Origin of the sequence: Halorubrum sp. Ib24 (assembly GCF_002252745.1) — an archaeon.
Lineage (GTDB): Archaea > Halobacteriota > Halobacteria > Halobacteriales > Haloferacaceae > Halorubrum.
In genome coordinates, this window is sequence record NZ_NHOX01000028.1 from 13473 (window position 1) to 29343 (window position 15871).

Here is a 15871-nt window from a genome sequence, read left to right on the forward strand (position 1 = left end):
ATGACAGACGATTCCAGCGGTCACGAGGCACCGACACGGCGTGACTACATGAAGTACGGCGGCGCAGTCATTGGCGGCGGACTACTCGCCGGGTGTGCGGGCCAGTCCGATTCCGACTCGACGCCGAACGAGACGAGCGCGGACGATCAGTCGACGACGGAGACATCGACAGAGACAGACAGCTCATATACTGTCGAGATGGCTCCGGTCGGGGAGGTGCAGTTCGAGGAGCCCCCAGAGCGGGTCACACACTACTTCCCTGACTACGCCGACATGGCCGTCGCGCTCGGCCACGGCGATTCGATCCTCTCGATGGGACTGCCATCGCGGTTCCACACCAGTCATTACGACGAACTCGACGGTGTGAGCGTCGACGCGGAGTCGCTGACGCGACTGAGCGACAGCGGCGTCGACAAGGAGCTCTTCTACGAGCTGGACGGCGATATCCATCTCATCGATCCGCAGTGGCTCATCAACAACGGCTCGTTCAAGCTTGAGGAGTCCGACGTCGAGGAAGTCAGTAGCAACGTCGCGCCGTTCGTCGGCAACACGATATTCCGCCGAACCGACGAGTGGCACGACTATCGGTACTACACGCTGTACGAGGCCTTCGAAAAAACCGCCCATATCTACCAAGAAGAAGAGAAGTTCACCCGGATTAAACAGCTCCACGACGAATTCATCGCTCGGGTACAAGCCGATCTTCCTCCAGCAGACGATCGACCGAACGCGCTATTGACGTTCGCTGCGGGCAACGAGCCGGAGGCGTTCTACCCCTACCGGCTGAGCGACCAAGGGGCGAACAAGAAGCATTTCCGCGATCTCGGCCTTAGCGACGCCCTCGCAGACACGGGAGTCGAGGGGCTCTCGACGACCGATCGGGGTCAGATCGACTACGAGACGATGCTCGAAGTCGACCCAGACTCCATTCTCGTCCGGGGACACGAAAACAAGAGCCACGGGGAGTTCGAAGACACTGTCTTGGCGTTCATGAAAGACCACGAGGCGGCTTCGGAACTCGCTGCTGTCCAGAACGACATGGTGTTCCGTGGTGGGCCGATTTACTCCGGGCCGTTACATAACCTGTTCCTGACTGAGCGCTACGCGAGGCTGTACTTCCCCGAGGTCTACACGGGCGAACTGTTCGACCGTCAGCGGGTCGCGGACATCATCAACGGCGACGTCTGACCAATGAGCACGACCAGCCCACCTGAAGTCGTCGTCATCGGCGGCGGTGTTGCCGGCCTGTCGACAGCCGTCTTCACCGCCCGACACGGGCTGGATACGCTCGTCGTTGCCGCCGGCGAGTCGATCCTCCGACGGAACGCCCACCTCGAGAACTCCCCCGGCTTCCCCGCCGGCGTCAACGGCCGCCAGCTACTCGATCTCCTCGAAAAACAAGTGGCCGGAGCAGGCTGCGAGCAGGTGACCGCGACCGTCGCAAGTGTCGAAGATACCGACGAGGGATTCGCCGTCGAGACCGACGCCGTCGACCGCTACCGTACGGAGTACGTCGTCGCGGCGACGAAGAACGCGGTCGGCTATCTGGCCGACGTCGACGGCGTCGGCATCAGCGACCGCGGGAAAGCGTTCCTCGACACGGACGAGCGCGGGCGCACCGGCGTCGACGGCCTCTACTCGGCCGGTCGGCTCGCCGAGAAGCCACACCAAGCAGCGGTCTGTGCCGGCCACGGCGCCGAGGTCGGCGTGACGATCCTCGAAGACGACGAGCGGCCGTTCTACCACGACTGGGTCGCGCCCGAGGGCTACTTTACAGACCGTGGGCGGGACTTGCCGCCCGGTTGTGAGGAGATCGACGAGGCGGAGCGGGCGGACCGCGAAGCGCGCGCGCTCGACGTAATGGGTGAGCGTTTTGCCGAGCCCCACCCGGACGAACAAGAAACGCACCCGCGTCTCGAAAACGAGGGGAGCCATTCGGACGGAGGGTAGAGGCGACGCGAAGGGTCTCTCAGTAGAGCCCCATCGATAGTTTTTTTAATTTTTAGGCTGGCCTAAAACGTATGACTGCTCACGACAGCAGTGATACCGGATCGACACGTAGAGGCTATCTGAAGTACGGGAGTACGCTACTGGGTACGAGTTTCTTGGCTGGCTGTACGGGGGGTGACGGTAGCGGGGCCACAGAGGAGCCAACGACCACCGGCGAGAGTGGGACCGATTCCGAAACCGGCGAGACCGAGACGGAGTCGACCGAGACCGATACCGGATACACCGCTTCCATCGTCCCCGCGGGAGAGGTCCACTTCGATGCCGTTCCCGAGACGTGGACGGTCTACAACGGCGGCTGGGCCGACATGGCGTTCGCGCTGGGGCAGCGAGAGGGGTTCCTCACCGCGGGCAATATGATTCCGGGGTTCTTTTTCGATCCGTTCGACATCGACGTCCCGGACCAGGACGCGCTCCCCTCGATGTGGTCCGAGGGCGGTTGGGACAAGGAGAGTTTCTACGAACTCGACCCGGACGTGTTCCTGATGGATCCGAACTACCTCCACGGGACCGGCTGGGACGACTCCTGGAGCAAGGACGACACGCAGGAGATCATCGAGAACGTCGCGCCGTTCTTCGGGAACAACTGCCGCCGCCGACGCGAGTTCCACGATTACAAACTGTACAGTCTCTACGGCGCGTTCGAGCAGCTCTCTCACGCCTTCCAAGAACAGGAGCGATACGAAGCGTTCGCCACGCTACACGACGAGGTGCAGTCAGAGATCGCTTCTCGTACGCCCGACGAACAGCCGACGATCGGCCTCGTCAACGCCGGCTCGGAACCCTCGAAGGGGAAATTCTTCCCGTTGAATACACAGGACGATGGGTACGAGATGAAGCCGTATCGGGATCTGAACGTCGCGAGTGCGTTCCCCCAGGAGATGGAAGACGGCGGGCAGATCGATTACGAAACGCTTCTCGAGGTGGACCCGGAGATTATCGTCGTCCACTGGGGTATCGGTACCACCGGCGACACGGATAGCTTCTCCGCCGAGGCATTTCGGGAGCAGTACGTCACTCCGATGGAGGAAGACTCCGTGGGACAGGAACTGACGGCCGTTCAGCAAGGCCGCGTGTTTCCGGGCCAGTACGGCGAGCAGGGCCCCATCGTGAACCTCCTGCAAACCGAGATGGTCGCACAGCAGCTCTATCCCGACGAGTTCGGTGCGTTCGACCCGGAGTCATTCCCGGAGGTCCCTGAGGAGAATCAGCTCTTCGACCGCGGGCGCGTCAAGGACATTATCGCGGGCGACATCTGAGGCATGGCACGCACAGACACTATCGGACCGACGGGAGCCGACTCCCCGGACTCCACACTCGATCACGACGTACTGGTCGTCGGGGGCGGAGCGGCCGGGCTGTCCGCAGCGACGTTTCTCGCACGCTACGGACTGAACACGCTCGTCCTCGCTCGTGGGAAGTCAGCCATCCAGCAATGTGCCGTCCTCGAGAATTTCCTTGGATTTCCGGTCGGTATCACGCCCGACCGATTTCTCGAACTGGGGCGAACACAAGTCGAGTACGAGGGTGGGACCGTCCGTGAGGAGCCTGTCGAGCGCGTCGAGCGGGTCGACATCGAGGAGCCACCGACAGATGCAGGCGGTGAGCCGCTGGATTCGAATGGGTTCGAGATAGAGAGTGACGACGGCGACTATCGCGTCCGGTACGTCCTCGCCGCGACCGCGTACGACGGGGAGATGTTCGAGCCGTTCATCGAGGAGATAGAGACCGACGAGGCGTTCGGGATGGTCGACAGCGAGAACGGGCGCACGCCGGTCGACGGGCTGTACGCGGCCGGATGGATGACGACCGAAACGGTACATCAAGCCATCGTCAGTGCGGGCCACGGTGCGCACGCAGCGCTCTCGCTGATCCGGGACGATATCGCCGCCCGCTACTGGCCTGCCGTTGCGGACCACTACGTCGACTGGGTCGTCCACGACGGGCGATACGCCGGCGATGAAGCGTGGGACGACCACACCCGCGAGTGGTTCGAAAACGAGATTCTCGTTGACGACGTGGACTCCGGTTTGGCAGATGCGGCCCTCGAACATCTAAAATCCGAGTTCCTGGACCGACAGATCGGCACCGACGAGCGGGCGCGTCGGGATCGTGACGGACAGCGGGCACTGCTCGAGACGATGGACGACGATGTCGTCTCCGAATACGCTGCGAGCCTCGACACCACCGATGACAGAAACTGAGCGCCATCTCGTGGCTGTGACCGCTGGATTCGGGAGTCGCCACGCTGACTCTCCCCCACTCGATCAACACAGCGCGTAAGACACCAAACCACCATGGTCGGCCCAACACTCATCGACATCAGGGAACACATCGAAGCCCTCGCGACCGAGGACGGTCAGTACTACCTCCGTTGTGGGCGGATGGGCGACCGGCCAGTCCCAGCGGCCGGTACCCGGTTCCCGGATCGGGTCACCGCGCGAGCTGCCGCTCGCGCCACCGAGCAGTACCGCTCGGCACTACAACGCTACGACCCGCAAGTCCCATTCTACGACCTAATCGTCTGTGAGGAGACGGCCCAAGACACGACAGTAGCGCACGAACGTAACTCAGAGACAGGCAGCCCACCAGACAGGCTCTCCGAGCCCGATCTCACCGACAGCGCCACGCCCGAGCGGCACGACCTCGTCGAGTTCTGTCACCGCGTCGCCGGCGCGGTCTTCGAGACGCTCTCCGAAGCGGGATACGACAGTGTCGAGGGCGCCGTCATGGACACGTACTTCGAGCTCGCCGAGACCGTCGGTGATCCCGACGAACTCTGTCTGTGTCTCCTCGAGAGCATGGCCAGCGAACTCGACGAGCGCCTGTTTCCTGCTGACCAGGCCGAAGTTCTCGCCGACGCTGCGACACGACTAGAGTCACCCAGCGAAGACGGTGATTCACTCGAGCGGAGCCTGACCGCGCTCCAGCAACGAGGTGTCATCGAGAGCTACACGCGCTCGCCGTACTCCGTTGACCTCGATGGGGGTTCAGGAGTCGTTGTCGTACAGATCTCTGGCTACGCGCTTTCAGCGCAGGACGGCCGACTCCCTGTGCTACCGTTGACGCTTGAACTCTGTCGACATCACGCGGAGCAGTCCCCACAGTCTGTTCAGGTGACCGCCGTGGACGGCGACTGGCAACTCACGTTCGGCCTCGCGGACACGGGAGAGCAGAACGGCCTCGTGAGTGCTCCAATCGAGGGAGAGGTGTGAGATGACCGTCGACACCTATATCCAGCAAGCGCGAACGCGCGCTCGATCCGAGCGGGAGCCCATCGACGAGATGCTGGACGCCTACGACACGTTCATCCGTCGGGTACAGAAGCTACAGCCCGAGCAGACACCATCATCGGTCGCCAGCCTCTCGACAGCCGGTGGGGTCACCCACCTCTCCGCAGACGCGTCCAGTACCGATAGCTGTCGGCCTGTCCGAACGGTGTTCACCGAGACGATTCGCCCTCACAGCGTTGCCGACATCGACGAGACTGAGTCTTTGCTGAAAACGATCCGCGAGGAATTCACTGACGCAATCGCAGTCGCACTCGCTCCGACGACAGAGGCCTCATTCACTCCCGACCTCAAACGGATGGTTCTCGCCGAAGCACAATCTCCGCGGGCGGAAGCGACGGCGCTACAGAAAGCGCTCGAACGCGAGGAAGCGCACCTCGACGAGGCGGATGCAGCGGTCGACGACATCATCGCCTGGATCGTCGACGCGAACGAGACGCCGTTGACTGACCTCGGCTTCGATGCGCTACAACAACGTCACGAGACGTTGGCCAGCCATCGTGACTACTGTGAGGAGGTGGCTCGCGACCGGCAGGAATTCCTCCAGAAGACGACGAACAACGGTGTTGACGCCGGCATCCGTCACAGAAGCCTCATCCCGTACCTGTATCAGGATTTTTCGGTCGACCATCCGGTGCTCGCAACGGTCGCGACGCTCGATGAGACGTGTGAAGATTGCCAACGAACCGTGCGAGACCACTTGGTCCGGAGGGCATGACCGATGGGTGAGGGACCTCGTCGACAGCGTGCAAAGGCGTGGGCGTGGGTGTACGCTGCACTGTTCGGCCCCGATGACTGTTCTGATGCTGACACAGAAGACTGTGGCGAGGATTCGGCGAACAGCACTCTCTCACGAGACCAGCCGGACGAACGATGAGTAGAGCCGCACAGCATCTACTGGCCGTGTATATCCTCGGTCATCAGGACGATCCACCGATCCCGACGAATGCGGTGGCCGAGACGCTGGACCGCTCGCCGGCGACCGTCACTGAAACGTTCCAGCGACTCGAGGAAGATGGGCTCGTTGAGTACGAGGCGTACAACGGAGTGACTCTAACAGACGCAGGGCGCGAGCGTGCTGGAGAACTACACGAAACCTACGTGACCATCTCGTGGTTCTTCCGGAGCCTCTTGGAGTTAGACGACTACGAGAAGGAGGCGATGGAACTGGCCGGACTCGTGAGTCCGACCGTTGCCGAGCGCCTGGCGAACACATTGCCCATTGAGACGGACGCCCCATCACATTCCGACGGAGCAAACTCGTCGGCAGCGACCGATTACGAGAGTTCTTGACTACAACCGATATCGATGAGCGATGCTTCCTGACCCCGATATCGGTCAGCACAAGCAAGCGGTAGTGGGCGCCGTACGGTAGCGTGAGACCAAGTCGTATGACCGGCAGTGGTCCAGTCCCAAGTTCAGGCGATGCGAAAAATTGATACACTCCATTAATGATACACCCATAGTCTCGGAATTTTGGCTACAAAGGCGCTGTAAGAGATATTTTTAGTCCCACGTAATACTAAGATTTATGATACTATGGTTCCAGCGTGAGAGTGTAATGAGCGCAGAAGGCTCCGGGCTCGACTCGTTGAGCGTGTTGACGATCTCCGTCGGGAGGTTCGCCGGTGGGGTCGGGGGTTCGTAGGACATCGGCTACTCTCGTGTTAACCAACACGGCCCATGAACCCATAGTTTTGTTGGTTAAGACGATGGGGGCGGTTCTCGCGATTGCTGGCTGTAACACTACTCGAAACTTCTTTATATACAAGTTTCGTACTATGTTACACCGTGCTCCGGCGCATCGAACTCGAGGTCCTCGCCACGGTTGACCGCGGCGACACGATCTCCGAGCTCGCGACGAAGCTCGACCACAGCGAGAGTTACCTCTCTCGTGCCGTCGCCGAACTCGTCGAGAAGGGGCTCGTCTACACGGAACGCGATGGCCGGCGAAAACGAGTCGTACCGTCGGATGCTCGCGCCGTCCAACTCTTTCGGAACCTCGTCCGCCAGCACTCCCACATCGACCTCCCCGAACTGCTGACCGGGAAGGCACTCGAAGTGCTGTACTACCTCGACCAGCCGCGAACCGTCTCCGAGATCGCTGACCGGAGCGACAACTACCGCAACACGGTCAACCGGGCCCTCAAGCGGTTTCGCGACCGTGGGCTTGTCGGGACCGTCGACGGCCGCTACGAGTTCAACGCCGACTTTGACCGCCTACACGAGTTCGCCCGTGAACTCGCCCATCATTTCCACCGCCAACGCCTCAAAGCCGTTACCTCGAAGGGCACGATTCTCTGGGAAGACTACGACGAATTTCTTGCTCAAACCGAGACGGAGATAGACGCAGACGGATTCCACGAAACCGGCCTCCCTCGGTTCTCGATGTTTGATCTCCAGTTCCTACTCACCGGCCACCGCTACTACGTCTACTCCGAGGAACTCGACGCAGTCTCGCCGGCGGAGCTGTGTTGTCACACTCTCTTGATCGACAACGGTAGCCGCTACCGTTCGTACTGTCTCCTCCTGCTCAGCCACGTCGACATCGACGAGGCGGACCTCCGAGAGCAGGCGGCGAAGTATGGCCTCGAAGACGAAATCGACGCCTTGCTGCGCTACCTCGAGACGCACGGCGAGGTTGACGACGACCGGCTCCCGGAGTGGGACGAGTTTCAGGAACTGGCGGCTGACTACGAAATCGAAATTGGATAGTGGCCGCTTTTGGAGCCCGGCACGGGTGGAAGAGTTATGCGTCGATCGGTCGTGGGACGTTCTCGTACTTGACCATCTTCTCGGGCTTATCGGAGGTGGTGTCGTAGATCTGTTGGAGTGTCTCTTCAGCGGCGAGCAGGTTGTGCTCCTCCAGGAACTCCTGACCCTCTTCGGTGAGACCGTAGAACTTCCAGGGGTAGCCCTGTCGGCGCTGGTCGTCGTCCAGGGCGACCTCCTTCACGATGCCCTCATCGATCAGCTTCTGGATGTGCTTGTCGACGGTCGCATCGCTCACACTGGGATTGAGCTCCTCGAGTTCGTACATCGATGGGAGCTGTTGGGGGTGAGCAAGAATATCGCTGTTGACATCCTCCTCCGCGTGAACGCGGAGGAATCCCGAGGTTGGGATATTAGGGTTTGGAGTCTCCCACCTCTCGTTGCGGTTGGAATCCACAGGAGAGGTCGTACAGGTAGACTCCGGGCTGTGCCAACCAGCCGGTACTCCTATCCCCGGACAACTGCCCGGTAGACTCGGAGTTACTTTCCTCGTTGATGTCCAGACGGATGTTTTCCGCCCCGTTCACGTCCGCGTTGAACGCCGCATCACACGACTCGCAGACGTACAACCCGCGTTCGACACGCTGGCTGTCGTCTTCTCTTCCACAAACGCAACACGTTTTACTCGTGTCACGTTCGGACACTTCCATGACCTCGATGCCCTCAACTTTCGCTTTGTACTCGAGGATCGACGTGAAGCGGTCGAACGCCCACCCGTGTAGGTCGAGGTTTCCGTGCCGACCCCAGTTCTTCGACTTGCCGTTCTCGTCCTCGCGGACGCCTTCCAAGTCCCCGACATTGATGCGACCCACACTACGCTCGATACATTTCTCCACGATGTGTTTGGCGAGACTGTGGAAGAAGTGGGTGCGGCGTTCCGACCATTTGTGATGAAGTCGCGTGGCCCTGTCGCCACTGCTGTCGTCACAGTTGGCGATTTCTTTCGGGAAGTAGTACCCGTCCTGTTTCAGGCGGTTGCCGGGATAGAGGTCGGCGTCTTCGGTGCTGTAGGCGACAGCGGCGAAGTTGCTGATACCGAGATCAATGCCCGCAGTCTCGGTTCCGGGAGCGGCGGGCGTCTCGATTTCGTCCTTGCAGACGAGGTGTAACTCCCATCGCTCCTTTGTTTGGTCGTAGACAGCACGAACCTGTTGCAGGTTCTCAACCTCGACGCCGGGGCGTGTCTCGTATTCGACAAGGATGTACTCCCACGCTTTCGGATGTTCTTTGTGGCTCGCTCCCTTGGAGAGGCGGACACGGTTGTTCTTAGTGTCGTGTCGGATGCCGTTCTGTTTCCACGTCACCGTACTGCGTGGGTGTTCTTCGTGGACGCGACGACCCTGTTGGTCGTAGTAGTTTTGTTTGCGGTAGCCGGGCGGATTGTCTCGTTCGTCATCACTGGAGTACCACGAGTTGAAGGCTTCAGCGAGTTCCTCCAGAACCCGCTGACTGGACTGACTGTGCAGTCCCTTGTACTTGTCGTGACCTTTCAACTCGTTTTTCAACTCCTCGTGGTCGGGAATCTCCCCGGTCTCCTCCCAGACTTGGCGGGAGTGGTAGTTGGCGACGTTCCAGAGTTTGCTGGCACTCCACCCGTGTCGGTCAAGCGAGCCCTCTACCTGACTGTAATTGAGGATTTTCGCTCGATGGGTTCGGTGGACTTCCAGCATTCTGAACGCCTGTATAATTGCTTATAATCGCTTCTCTTCTAAAGAATGGGATTGAGAACGGTGGAATATCCAGTCCTGTCGAAGTCAGTAGAACGTGTCACGGAGTGACGGCGCGTATCCACGGCCTGAAGGCCGTGGTATTGCGCCAATTCAGCGTATAATTCACTGGTCCTCACGCTCTTCCCACTCCGGACGTGGTGTCGGGGACGGGAGTTCGTCAACCTCAGTTCGAAGTTCGTCCTCTGTCGTCCACGGGAAGCATCGTTCGTGGAGTTCGAATTTACGGAATTTGTTGAGATGGACCCAACTGTACGTTGTCGGCTCTTCGTCCTCATCTGCCCGCTCGTCGATCACATCCCACACCTCCTGTTCGTCGATGTCGAGACCGCTCTCTTGGGCGCGATCGACGAGCGACTCGACGTTTGCTTTGACTTCATCCGTCGACAAATCCTCTGTGAACGCTATCTCAAGGGCGGCCTGAATGACGTGCTGTGGCGAGTCAAGGTTCTCGTCAGTCACCCACGCGTAATCACGTGGGAACACGTACGACTTGTCGAAATACGGCGGGTCATCGATCCTCGCCCAATTCCAGTGGCCTCCGCCACTCTCCTTCTCGAAGACCCCAACGATGTAGTCGCTGTACGTCGCGAGCAACGAAAACATGATATCGAACGTATTGAGGCGGTCAGTCGAAAGTTCGAGGAGATCACCCATGATGAACGGATAGGCACCGAGCTGCTTCGTGAGTTCGTTCTGGACGGCGCGAAGCCGGCGGATATAGGGGTCGCGATAGCTCCCCAAAATAAAATACGATGTCCGCTGACTCCAGAGATACGGCAATTCACGCTGGGTGAACCGCCAGATTTCCCGTTTCTCTGCAGGCTCAAGTTCGATGCCCCCGACGGCCTCGTGAACAACGGTCATAATATCCCCAGCGTCCGGCGGCGGGCTTGGGTCGGTCATTAGCTGTTGATTCAAACCACATCACCTTATCCTTTCTGAACCACTTTGATTTTTTCTGATTTAACTAACTTGGACGACCCTAACTGTTATAGCGTCCTACACCGTACTGCCACGTATGAGCGAAACCGACGCTGGCCCGGCCGATGGAGGGCCGTTCGCGGAACAGCAGCGGCTATTCAAGCTGCTGTCCCAAGATACGCGCCACCTTATCATCCAGGAGCTGCTGGGCCATCCCGCCCATCTGATGTCGCTCGCCGAACTCGAGTATATGACCGGGAAGAGCCAGGCGGCCATCAAAGACCAGTTGGAGACGTTGATCGACGCCGGGCTCCTCGCACGCTACACGTACGATCCAAGCGAGGGAAAGCGTGATCTCCCCTCTCAGTTCTACGGGTTCACAGAGCGGGGGGTCGAGGTCCTCCACGACTACAAGTATCTCCGTGGCCTTCCGGTCGCACGTGCCCTCTACGAGAACACGCGTAAGACCGAGAAAATCGAGCGCCACGAATCGGCCCCACGTCCGGAGCTTCCGGATGCTGTCGCGGCAGCCCTCGAGTTCGACGAGCCCGTTCTCGACACAGTCGATGGTGGCACAAACTCGTAGTTCGTTGTCGAACAGCACGGTTCTCGACGCTGCAGAGACGGGACGTCGACTTCGTACCTTGGTCAGCGTATCCGGGGCGGAACCTCCAGCCTTGAGGAGTGGGCGAAACGAACGAGTAGGCCAGAGAGCAAGTCGACAACTCCACCACATTTGACGGACTGTTGCCGTTCTCTCTCCCAGTATTTATAAACTATCAGACACACATCTGACATATGGAGGTGCGGCGGACCGTCCCGATCAAACTCAACGTACATAGTGATGACGCCGCACTTCTCCGTGAAACCGTCGATGAATTTCAATGGGCCGCCAACTACGTCGTTGATCACGCTTGGCAGGGCGAATACAAAACAACGAGCAAGGCCCAGTTACAGGAGGAAACCTACGGCGACGTGCGTGACCAGACGCGATTACACGCCAATCTCGTCCAGAACGCTCGCAACAAGGCCGCCGACGCCATACAGAGCGTCGTCGCCCGTTGGAAGCAAGGCGAGTATGCGGGGAAACCGCACTTCTCGACCCCGACTATCGTTTACGACAAGCGATGCGCGACCTTCCACGACGAGGTCGTCTCGCTGGCAACTGTTGACGGGTGTATCGAAATCGAGTACATCCTGCCAGACGGCGGCCGCGAGCGAGAGCAACTCGTCGGCAGTCAGCGACTCGTCCGCGGGGCCGTCCCGCACGAACACGTCCGTCAGCTGTGTTTCGCCCCGCGTGAGCGTGCCCGTCTTGTCGAATGCGACCGCGTCGATGTTCGCGGCCGTCTCGACGTGTTCGCCACCTTTGAATAGAACGCCCTGCCGGCCACCGGAGGCGATTGCTGATAACACCGCCGCCGGCGTAGAGATGATGACGGCACACGGCGACGCGGCGACCATCAGGGTTATCGCACGATTGAACGTGCTGGTAAACTCGTTCCCGATCAGGAGCGGTATCGCGATTGCCGCGTTCGTCAGCACTCACACTCGCCAGATACCCCGTGTCGTCGATCACCCGGGACAGCAGGCGGTTCCACGGGAGGACCTCATCTTCGGACGGCGTCGCACAGCCGCTGAGGGTCCGCCGCGTTGTGAGGAGGTCGAACGTGACGCTGGAGGTGAAAATGACTAAGTTGATGACGACCGCCTTCGACATCGAAACAACGTGGTTCGAGACCGATGACGAACTCACTAAGAGTTCGTGAACACTGTCACCTCTGATTGTACGCTCAATTTCGAGCTCTTTTGAGAGAACATCTTGGGGTCCATGAGAGAGCAACTTCTCCACCGGACCCATTCTGTATTCCGGCGATAATTTTCACCGTATCACCCTTATGTAGGTCTAATTGTCTGATCTCGTTGTGTCGTGTCATCGACACGGACATCATCAGAGCCTCTTTTCAATGCCGAACAACTCCCCGGGGGCAGATGCTACAGTCACGCTTGTTGCAGACAGATATGCTCTCCCGTCCATGTATGCGGTTTGAACGGGAGAGCATAAAATAGATGTTTAGAAAATACGGATACTTTAGTTACTTACACAGATGCGTTCTGTTTCTGCATCTGTAGTGTATTGGAGTTGTGTTCGAATAGAGAGTTACAGTCCTCTACCTGTCTTGGTTAAGCGGTTCGCGGTGGAGTACCTCGCTCTCATTGAAGACGACAATGGCCATCTCAGGCTCCGAGTCGATCGTAACGCTAGTCTCGTCGCCGGCGGTCACCTCGTCGGCGTCGGAATCCCAAGAGCGCAATCCGTCGGTCGCGGGTTCCACGACCACGTCAACCTGGTCAGCGTCTAGCGCGTCACCGCCGGCGTGCGTGAACGTCACGACGCCCCCGTCGCCATCCTCAGCCGGTTCATACACGACCTCGAACGTCGCCTGCGGGGAGATCACGTGCTCGGTTACGGTTCGGGTCTCCTCGCCAGCAGTCCACTCGACAGTGATCGTTGTGCCGGCGGACAGATCACCAAGCGACAGCGTCTCCCCACCGGTCAGTCGGTCCGTCTCATCGGCGGGCTGGTCTGTTGTGGGCTCACCATCGATCAGAACCTGGAAGACATCGGCGTTGCGACGAACCTCGCCGACGTAGCGGAGCGTCGTCCCCGACGCTTCGTTGTCGCCCCCGTCTCCTTCGTCAACGACGAATCCGCGGCGGGGTGCCGCCGAGAAGTGAGCGACGGAGCTGGTCGCCGACCCGTTCTCAAACTCGGTGTGGACGCTGACGACAACGGTGTCGTCGAGCCCGACGTCGTCGACCGTGATCGTGTCTCCCGTCGTTAGTTTGTCGTGCTCGGACGCAAACGCCGACTCCTGATCGTCTTCTCGTCCCTGGAAGTCACCAGCACTGTTCACCGACACGCGCAGTCGTTCGGGGTCGGCAGGCTGGTCGCCGACGTACTCGATCGTCATCGCCTCGGAGTCAATATCGTAGGTCGCCGCGAGTGCGTCGCGTGCCGTGGTTGTGCCGCCAATATGGTGTTCGCGGTCGCCGCCGGTCCACACGAGTCGGACCCGCAGGAGTGGGGGTACTGGAGCAGTGAATGAGTCATCCGGACCAAACTCGTCGAGTTTGTCCGCGGGCTGGACATCGGCCGGGGTGCGACCGACCTGGAGCGCTAACTCTGACGCTGGAAGCGCCCGACCGCCTCGGTGTTGGACCGTAATCTCGCCGGCGTCCGGGTCGTATTCGATCGATGCGCGCGTGTTCGGAACGACCTCATGTTCGGCAATGACAACCGGTTCGTCTGGCTCCTGCCACTCGACTGCGACTGTACTTCTCAGGGGAAGTTCGCCGAGAACCATCTCCTCGTCGCCCGAGAGTGTATCGTGTTCGTCAGCAAACTGCGTGTCAGCTGTCTCTCCGTCGACCAGCGTCACGAACGCGTCAGCAGGGCGAGACTCCTCTCCGTCGTACCTGACTGTGGTCCCGTCCTCGGCATGTGAGTGGATCCAAACACGCGGGGGGCGGGCACGGTAATGGATGAGCGACCTGCCACCCATCGGTTTCTCAACGTCGAACTCTAGCTGTACACTGTCGCCAATCGACACGTCCGTGACGGTGACTGTATCGCCAGGTTCGAGGGTTCCGTCGGTGAATTCCTCGCCGACTGTTTGGACGCCTCCCTCGCCGCGGTGGACCAGCTGAAGGCTACTTGCGTCGGCGGGGCGCTCGGCCTCGTAGCTGAGTTTCAACGTTTCGGCATTCATCTCGTACTCGATGTCGAACGCCTCGCGGTCGACCTGTGGGCGAGCGTACGTGTCGTAGACATTCGCGTCCGGGTCGAACCACCGCAGCATCACGGTTGCGATCAGTCCAGTCTCGACAGCGATCTCATCGCCGGCCGTGAATTCCTCGCCGTCGAAGACCGTGTCGCTCACCTCATCGCCGTCGTGCCACACTTCCAGCTCGTCGGCCGGCACCGCCTCGCCTTCAACATGCTCGAACGTCACGGTGCCGGCAGCGCGGTCGTATTGCGACCGGATGTGGGCATCCGGTGACGCCTCACGGTCAAATTCCGGCGGGGCCTCGACGACGGTGTCGACGAGTACGAGTCCGTCGGTTCGGGTGATGTCCATCTCGACCGGGACGGCGGGGTCGACGGTACGCACGAGTCGCTCGATGGTCTCGTCATCGAGCCCGTCGGCATCATCAGCCGGGCGGATCACATACGCGTTCTCCGCCGTTCCGTCGAGGTCTCTGAGGTCGTCAGGATCGGTCTCGAAGCCGGCGGCGAACGCGTCTACGTCCTCGGGGACCGCGGGCGGAAACGGACCATCGGCAGCGTCCGGAATCAAAAGCACCGTCTCGAATCCACCAAGTCGAGGGAGGGCGGCCGCGCCCAGCGGCGATTCCGCAAGGCGATCGACATCGTCGGCGGCCGCACGGCCGGCGGCGCGAGCGACTTCGATCCGCCGATCGCTCCTGTCGTCTTCCGCCGAGTCCGAACGACTGCGAGGACTTGGCGAATCCCCACTGCCGGTCGCAGTGGCCGCCACGCCGTCACCGGTGAGGAACGAGGTCTCACCGTCATCGGCGAGTCGCCAGTCGGCAGGGAGTTCGTCCGTCGTCTCGGCCTCCGCGGGGACCTCGTCGTCCGACTCACCGCCGGTATCACCGCCTCCCTCGCCGACCGCAATCGTCTCACCGCGGTCGAGTCGGTCGAAGCCGCCAGCTGCCGTCACCAGCTGGAACCCACGTTCGGCCGAAGTGACCGCGACCGTCGCAGACAACTCGTCGGCGTCAATGTCGAGCCGCTCAGTCGCGGAACGGGCGCGGTGGCTCAGTTCCTCTGCCGCGTCGGCGTCGATGCGCTCCGCAATGACTATCGCGTACGTCGTCGACAGCGCGTCGCCCGCCGGAACAGGGAGGAAGGCGTCGGCGAATGGTGCCGAAATATCGATGTCAAGGGCGGTCGGTGTCCCGGCCGGTCGGCCAGAAACGTTCACGTCGGTTTCAGAGGTGAGAACACCTGTCAGCGCTGCGAGCGTCAGGGCGCTTCCTCCGAGGAAGCCCCGACGGGAGGGTCGTACCATACGCAGAGATACCGACACCGCACATAAAAACGGCCGATAATACAAATCGTTA

At 60.4% G+C, this 15871-nt stretch carries 13 protein-coding genes and 3 pseudogenes; 11 read left to right on the forward strand and 5 right to left on the reverse strand.

Annotated features, from left to right (window positions below):
* From DJ82_RS07125 to DJ82_RS07160, 8 genes are all read left to right on the forward strand, one after another.
* Entirely contained in the window at positions 1 to 1188 is a 1188-nt protein-coding gene (locus DJ82_RS07125) for an ABC transporter substrate-binding protein (RefSeq protein WP_094524378.1), read from the forward strand.
* A gap of 3 nt (positions 1189 to 1191) precedes the next feature.
* Entirely contained in the window at positions 1192 to 1950 is a 759-nt protein-coding gene (locus tag DJ82_RS07130; RefSeq protein ID WP_094581438.1) for an FAD-binding protein, read from the forward strand.
* Positions 1951 to 2021: 71 nt separating this feature from the next.
* On the forward strand, positions 2022 to 3266 hold the full coding sequence (locus tag DJ82_RS07135; protein WP_094581439.1) for an ABC transporter substrate-binding protein: 1245 nt from the start codon (positions 2022 to 2024) through the stop codon (positions 3264 to 3266).
* Positions 3267 to 3269: 3 nt separating this feature from the next.
* A complete protein-coding gene (locus tag DJ82_RS07140; RefSeq protein ID WP_143420522.1) occupies positions 3270 to 4211 on the forward strand; it encodes an FAD-binding protein in 942 nt (313 codons plus the stop codon).
* Between the two features lie 93 nt (positions 4212 to 4304).
* Positions 4305 to 5222 (forward strand): hypothetical protein, encoded by a 918-nt coding sequence (locus DJ82_RS07145; protein WP_094557056.1) that lies wholly within the window; start codon positions 4305 to 4307, stop codon positions 5220 to 5222.
* Position 5223: 1 nt separating this feature from the next.
* Positions 5224 to 6015: a hypothetical protein gene (locus DJ82_RS07150; protein ID WP_094581440.1), complete on the forward strand. Its 792-nt coding sequence runs from the start codon at positions 5224 to 5226 to the stop codon at positions 6013 to 6015.
* A gap of 155 nt (positions 6016 to 6170) precedes the next feature.
* Positions 6171 to 6590, forward strand: coding sequence for a metal-dependent transcriptional regulator (locus tag DJ82_RS07155; RefSeq protein ID WP_094524383.1), 420 nt, complete (start codon positions 6171 to 6173; stop codon positions 6588 to 6590).
* A gap of 498 nt (positions 6591 to 7088) precedes the next feature.
* Positions 7089 to 8012, forward strand: coding sequence for a MarR family transcriptional regulator (locus DJ82_RS07160; RefSeq protein ID WP_094581441.1), 924 nt, complete (start codon positions 7089 to 7091; stop codon positions 8010 to 8012).
* A 34-nt stretch (positions 8013 to 8046) separates the two neighbouring features.
* Here DJ82_RS07160 and DJ82_RS07165 read toward each other — a convergent pair.
* The 3 genes and pseudogenes from DJ82_RS07165 to DJ82_RS07175 all read right to left on the reverse strand — a co-directional run.
* Positions 8047 to 8373 (reverse strand): annotated as a pseudogene (locus DJ82_RS07165) (PadR family transcriptional regulator); the annotation flags it as partial.
* A 49-nt stretch (positions 8374 to 8422) separates the two neighbouring features.
* Positions 8423 to 9739, reverse strand: coding sequence for an RNA-guided endonuclease TnpB family protein (locus tag DJ82_RS07170; protein WP_094524407.1), 1317 nt, complete (start codon positions 9737 to 9739; stop codon positions 8423 to 8425).
* A 162-nt stretch (positions 9740 to 9901) separates the two neighbouring features.
* On the reverse strand, positions 9902 to 10702 hold the full coding sequence (locus DJ82_RS07175) for a hypothetical protein (RefSeq protein WP_094581442.1): 801 nt from the start codon (positions 10700 to 10702) through the stop codon (positions 9902 to 9904).
* A gap of 115 nt (positions 10703 to 10817) precedes the next feature.
* Between DJ82_RS07175 and DJ82_RS07180 the strand changes: the two genes are divergently transcribed.
* Both DJ82_RS07180 and DJ82_RS07185 read left to right on the forward strand, forming a co-directional pair.
* On the forward strand, positions 10818 to 11306 hold the full coding sequence (locus DJ82_RS07180) for a winged helix-turn-helix domain-containing protein (RefSeq protein ID WP_094524409.1): 489 nt from the start codon (positions 10818 to 10820) through the stop codon (positions 11304 to 11306).
* A 212-nt stretch (positions 11307 to 11518) separates the two neighbouring features.
* Positions 11519 to 11938: pseudogene (locus tag DJ82_RS07185) on the forward strand (RNA-guided endonuclease TnpB family protein); the annotation flags it as partial.
* Here the strand turns inward: DJ82_RS07185 and DJ82_RS15705 are convergent.
* Positions 11924 to 12262: pseudogene (locus tag DJ82_RS15705) on the reverse strand (heavy metal translocating P-type ATPase); the annotation flags it as partial. The pseudogenes DJ82_RS07185 and DJ82_RS15705 sit on opposite strands and share 15 nt — an antisense overlap.
* Positions 12263 to 12285: 23 nt before the next feature.
* On the opposite strand from DJ82_RS15705, the gene DJ82_RS14525 reads away from it, so the two are divergent.
* Entirely contained in the window at positions 12286 to 12489 is a 204-nt protein-coding gene (locus DJ82_RS14525; RefSeq protein WP_094524410.1) for a hypothetical protein, read from the forward strand.
* A gap of 402 nt (positions 12490 to 12891) precedes the next feature.
* On the opposite strand, the gene DJ82_RS07195 is transcribed toward DJ82_RS14525, so the two are convergent.
* Entirely contained in the window at positions 12892 to 15612 is a 2721-nt protein-coding gene (locus DJ82_RS07195; RefSeq protein WP_094581494.1) for a type IV pilin N-terminal domain-containing protein, read from the reverse strand.
* Positions 15613 to 15871: the final 259 nt, after the last annotated feature.

Excerpts from the sequence above, each read along its gene's own strand:
- DJ82_RS07125 (WP_094524378.1), top strand. The coding sequence starts at position 1 with ATGACAGACGATTCCAGCGGTCACGAGGCACCGACACGGCGTGACTAC.
- DJ82_RS07170 (WP_094524407.1), bottom strand. The coding sequence starts at position 9,739 with ATGCTGGAAGTCCACCGAACCCATCGAGCGAAAATCCTCAATTACAGT.
- DJ82_RS07180 (WP_094524409.1), top strand. The coding sequence starts at position 10,818 with ATGAGCGAAACCGACGCTGGCCCGGCCGATGGAGGGCCGTTCGCGGAA.
- DJ82_RS07145 (WP_094557056.1), top strand. The coding sequence starts at position 4,305 with ATGGTCGGCCCAACACTCATCGACATCAGGGAACACATCGAAGCCCTC.
- DJ82_RS07155 (WP_094524383.1), top strand. The coding sequence starts at position 6,171 with ATGAGTAGAGCCGCACAGCATCTACTGGCCGTGTATATCCTCGGTCAT.
- DJ82_RS07135 (WP_094581439.1), top strand. The coding sequence starts at position 2,022 with ATGACTGCTCACGACAGCAGTGATACCGGATCGACACGTAGAGGCTAT.
- DJ82_RS07150 (WP_094581440.1), top strand. The coding sequence starts at position 5,224 with ATGACCGTCGACACCTATATCCAGCAAGCGCGAACGCGCGCTCGATCC.
- DJ82_RS07140 (WP_143420522.1), top strand. The coding sequence starts at position 3,270 with ATGGCACGCACAGACACTATCGGACCGACGGGAGCCGACTCCCCGGAC.
- DJ82_RS07175 (WP_094581442.1), bottom strand. The coding sequence starts at position 10,702 with ATGACCGACCCAAGCCCGCCGCCGGACGCTGGGGATATTATGACCGTT.
- DJ82_RS07130 (WP_094581438.1), top strand. The coding sequence starts at position 1,192 with ATGAGCACGACCAGCCCACCTGAAGTCGTCGTCATCGGCGGCGGTGTT.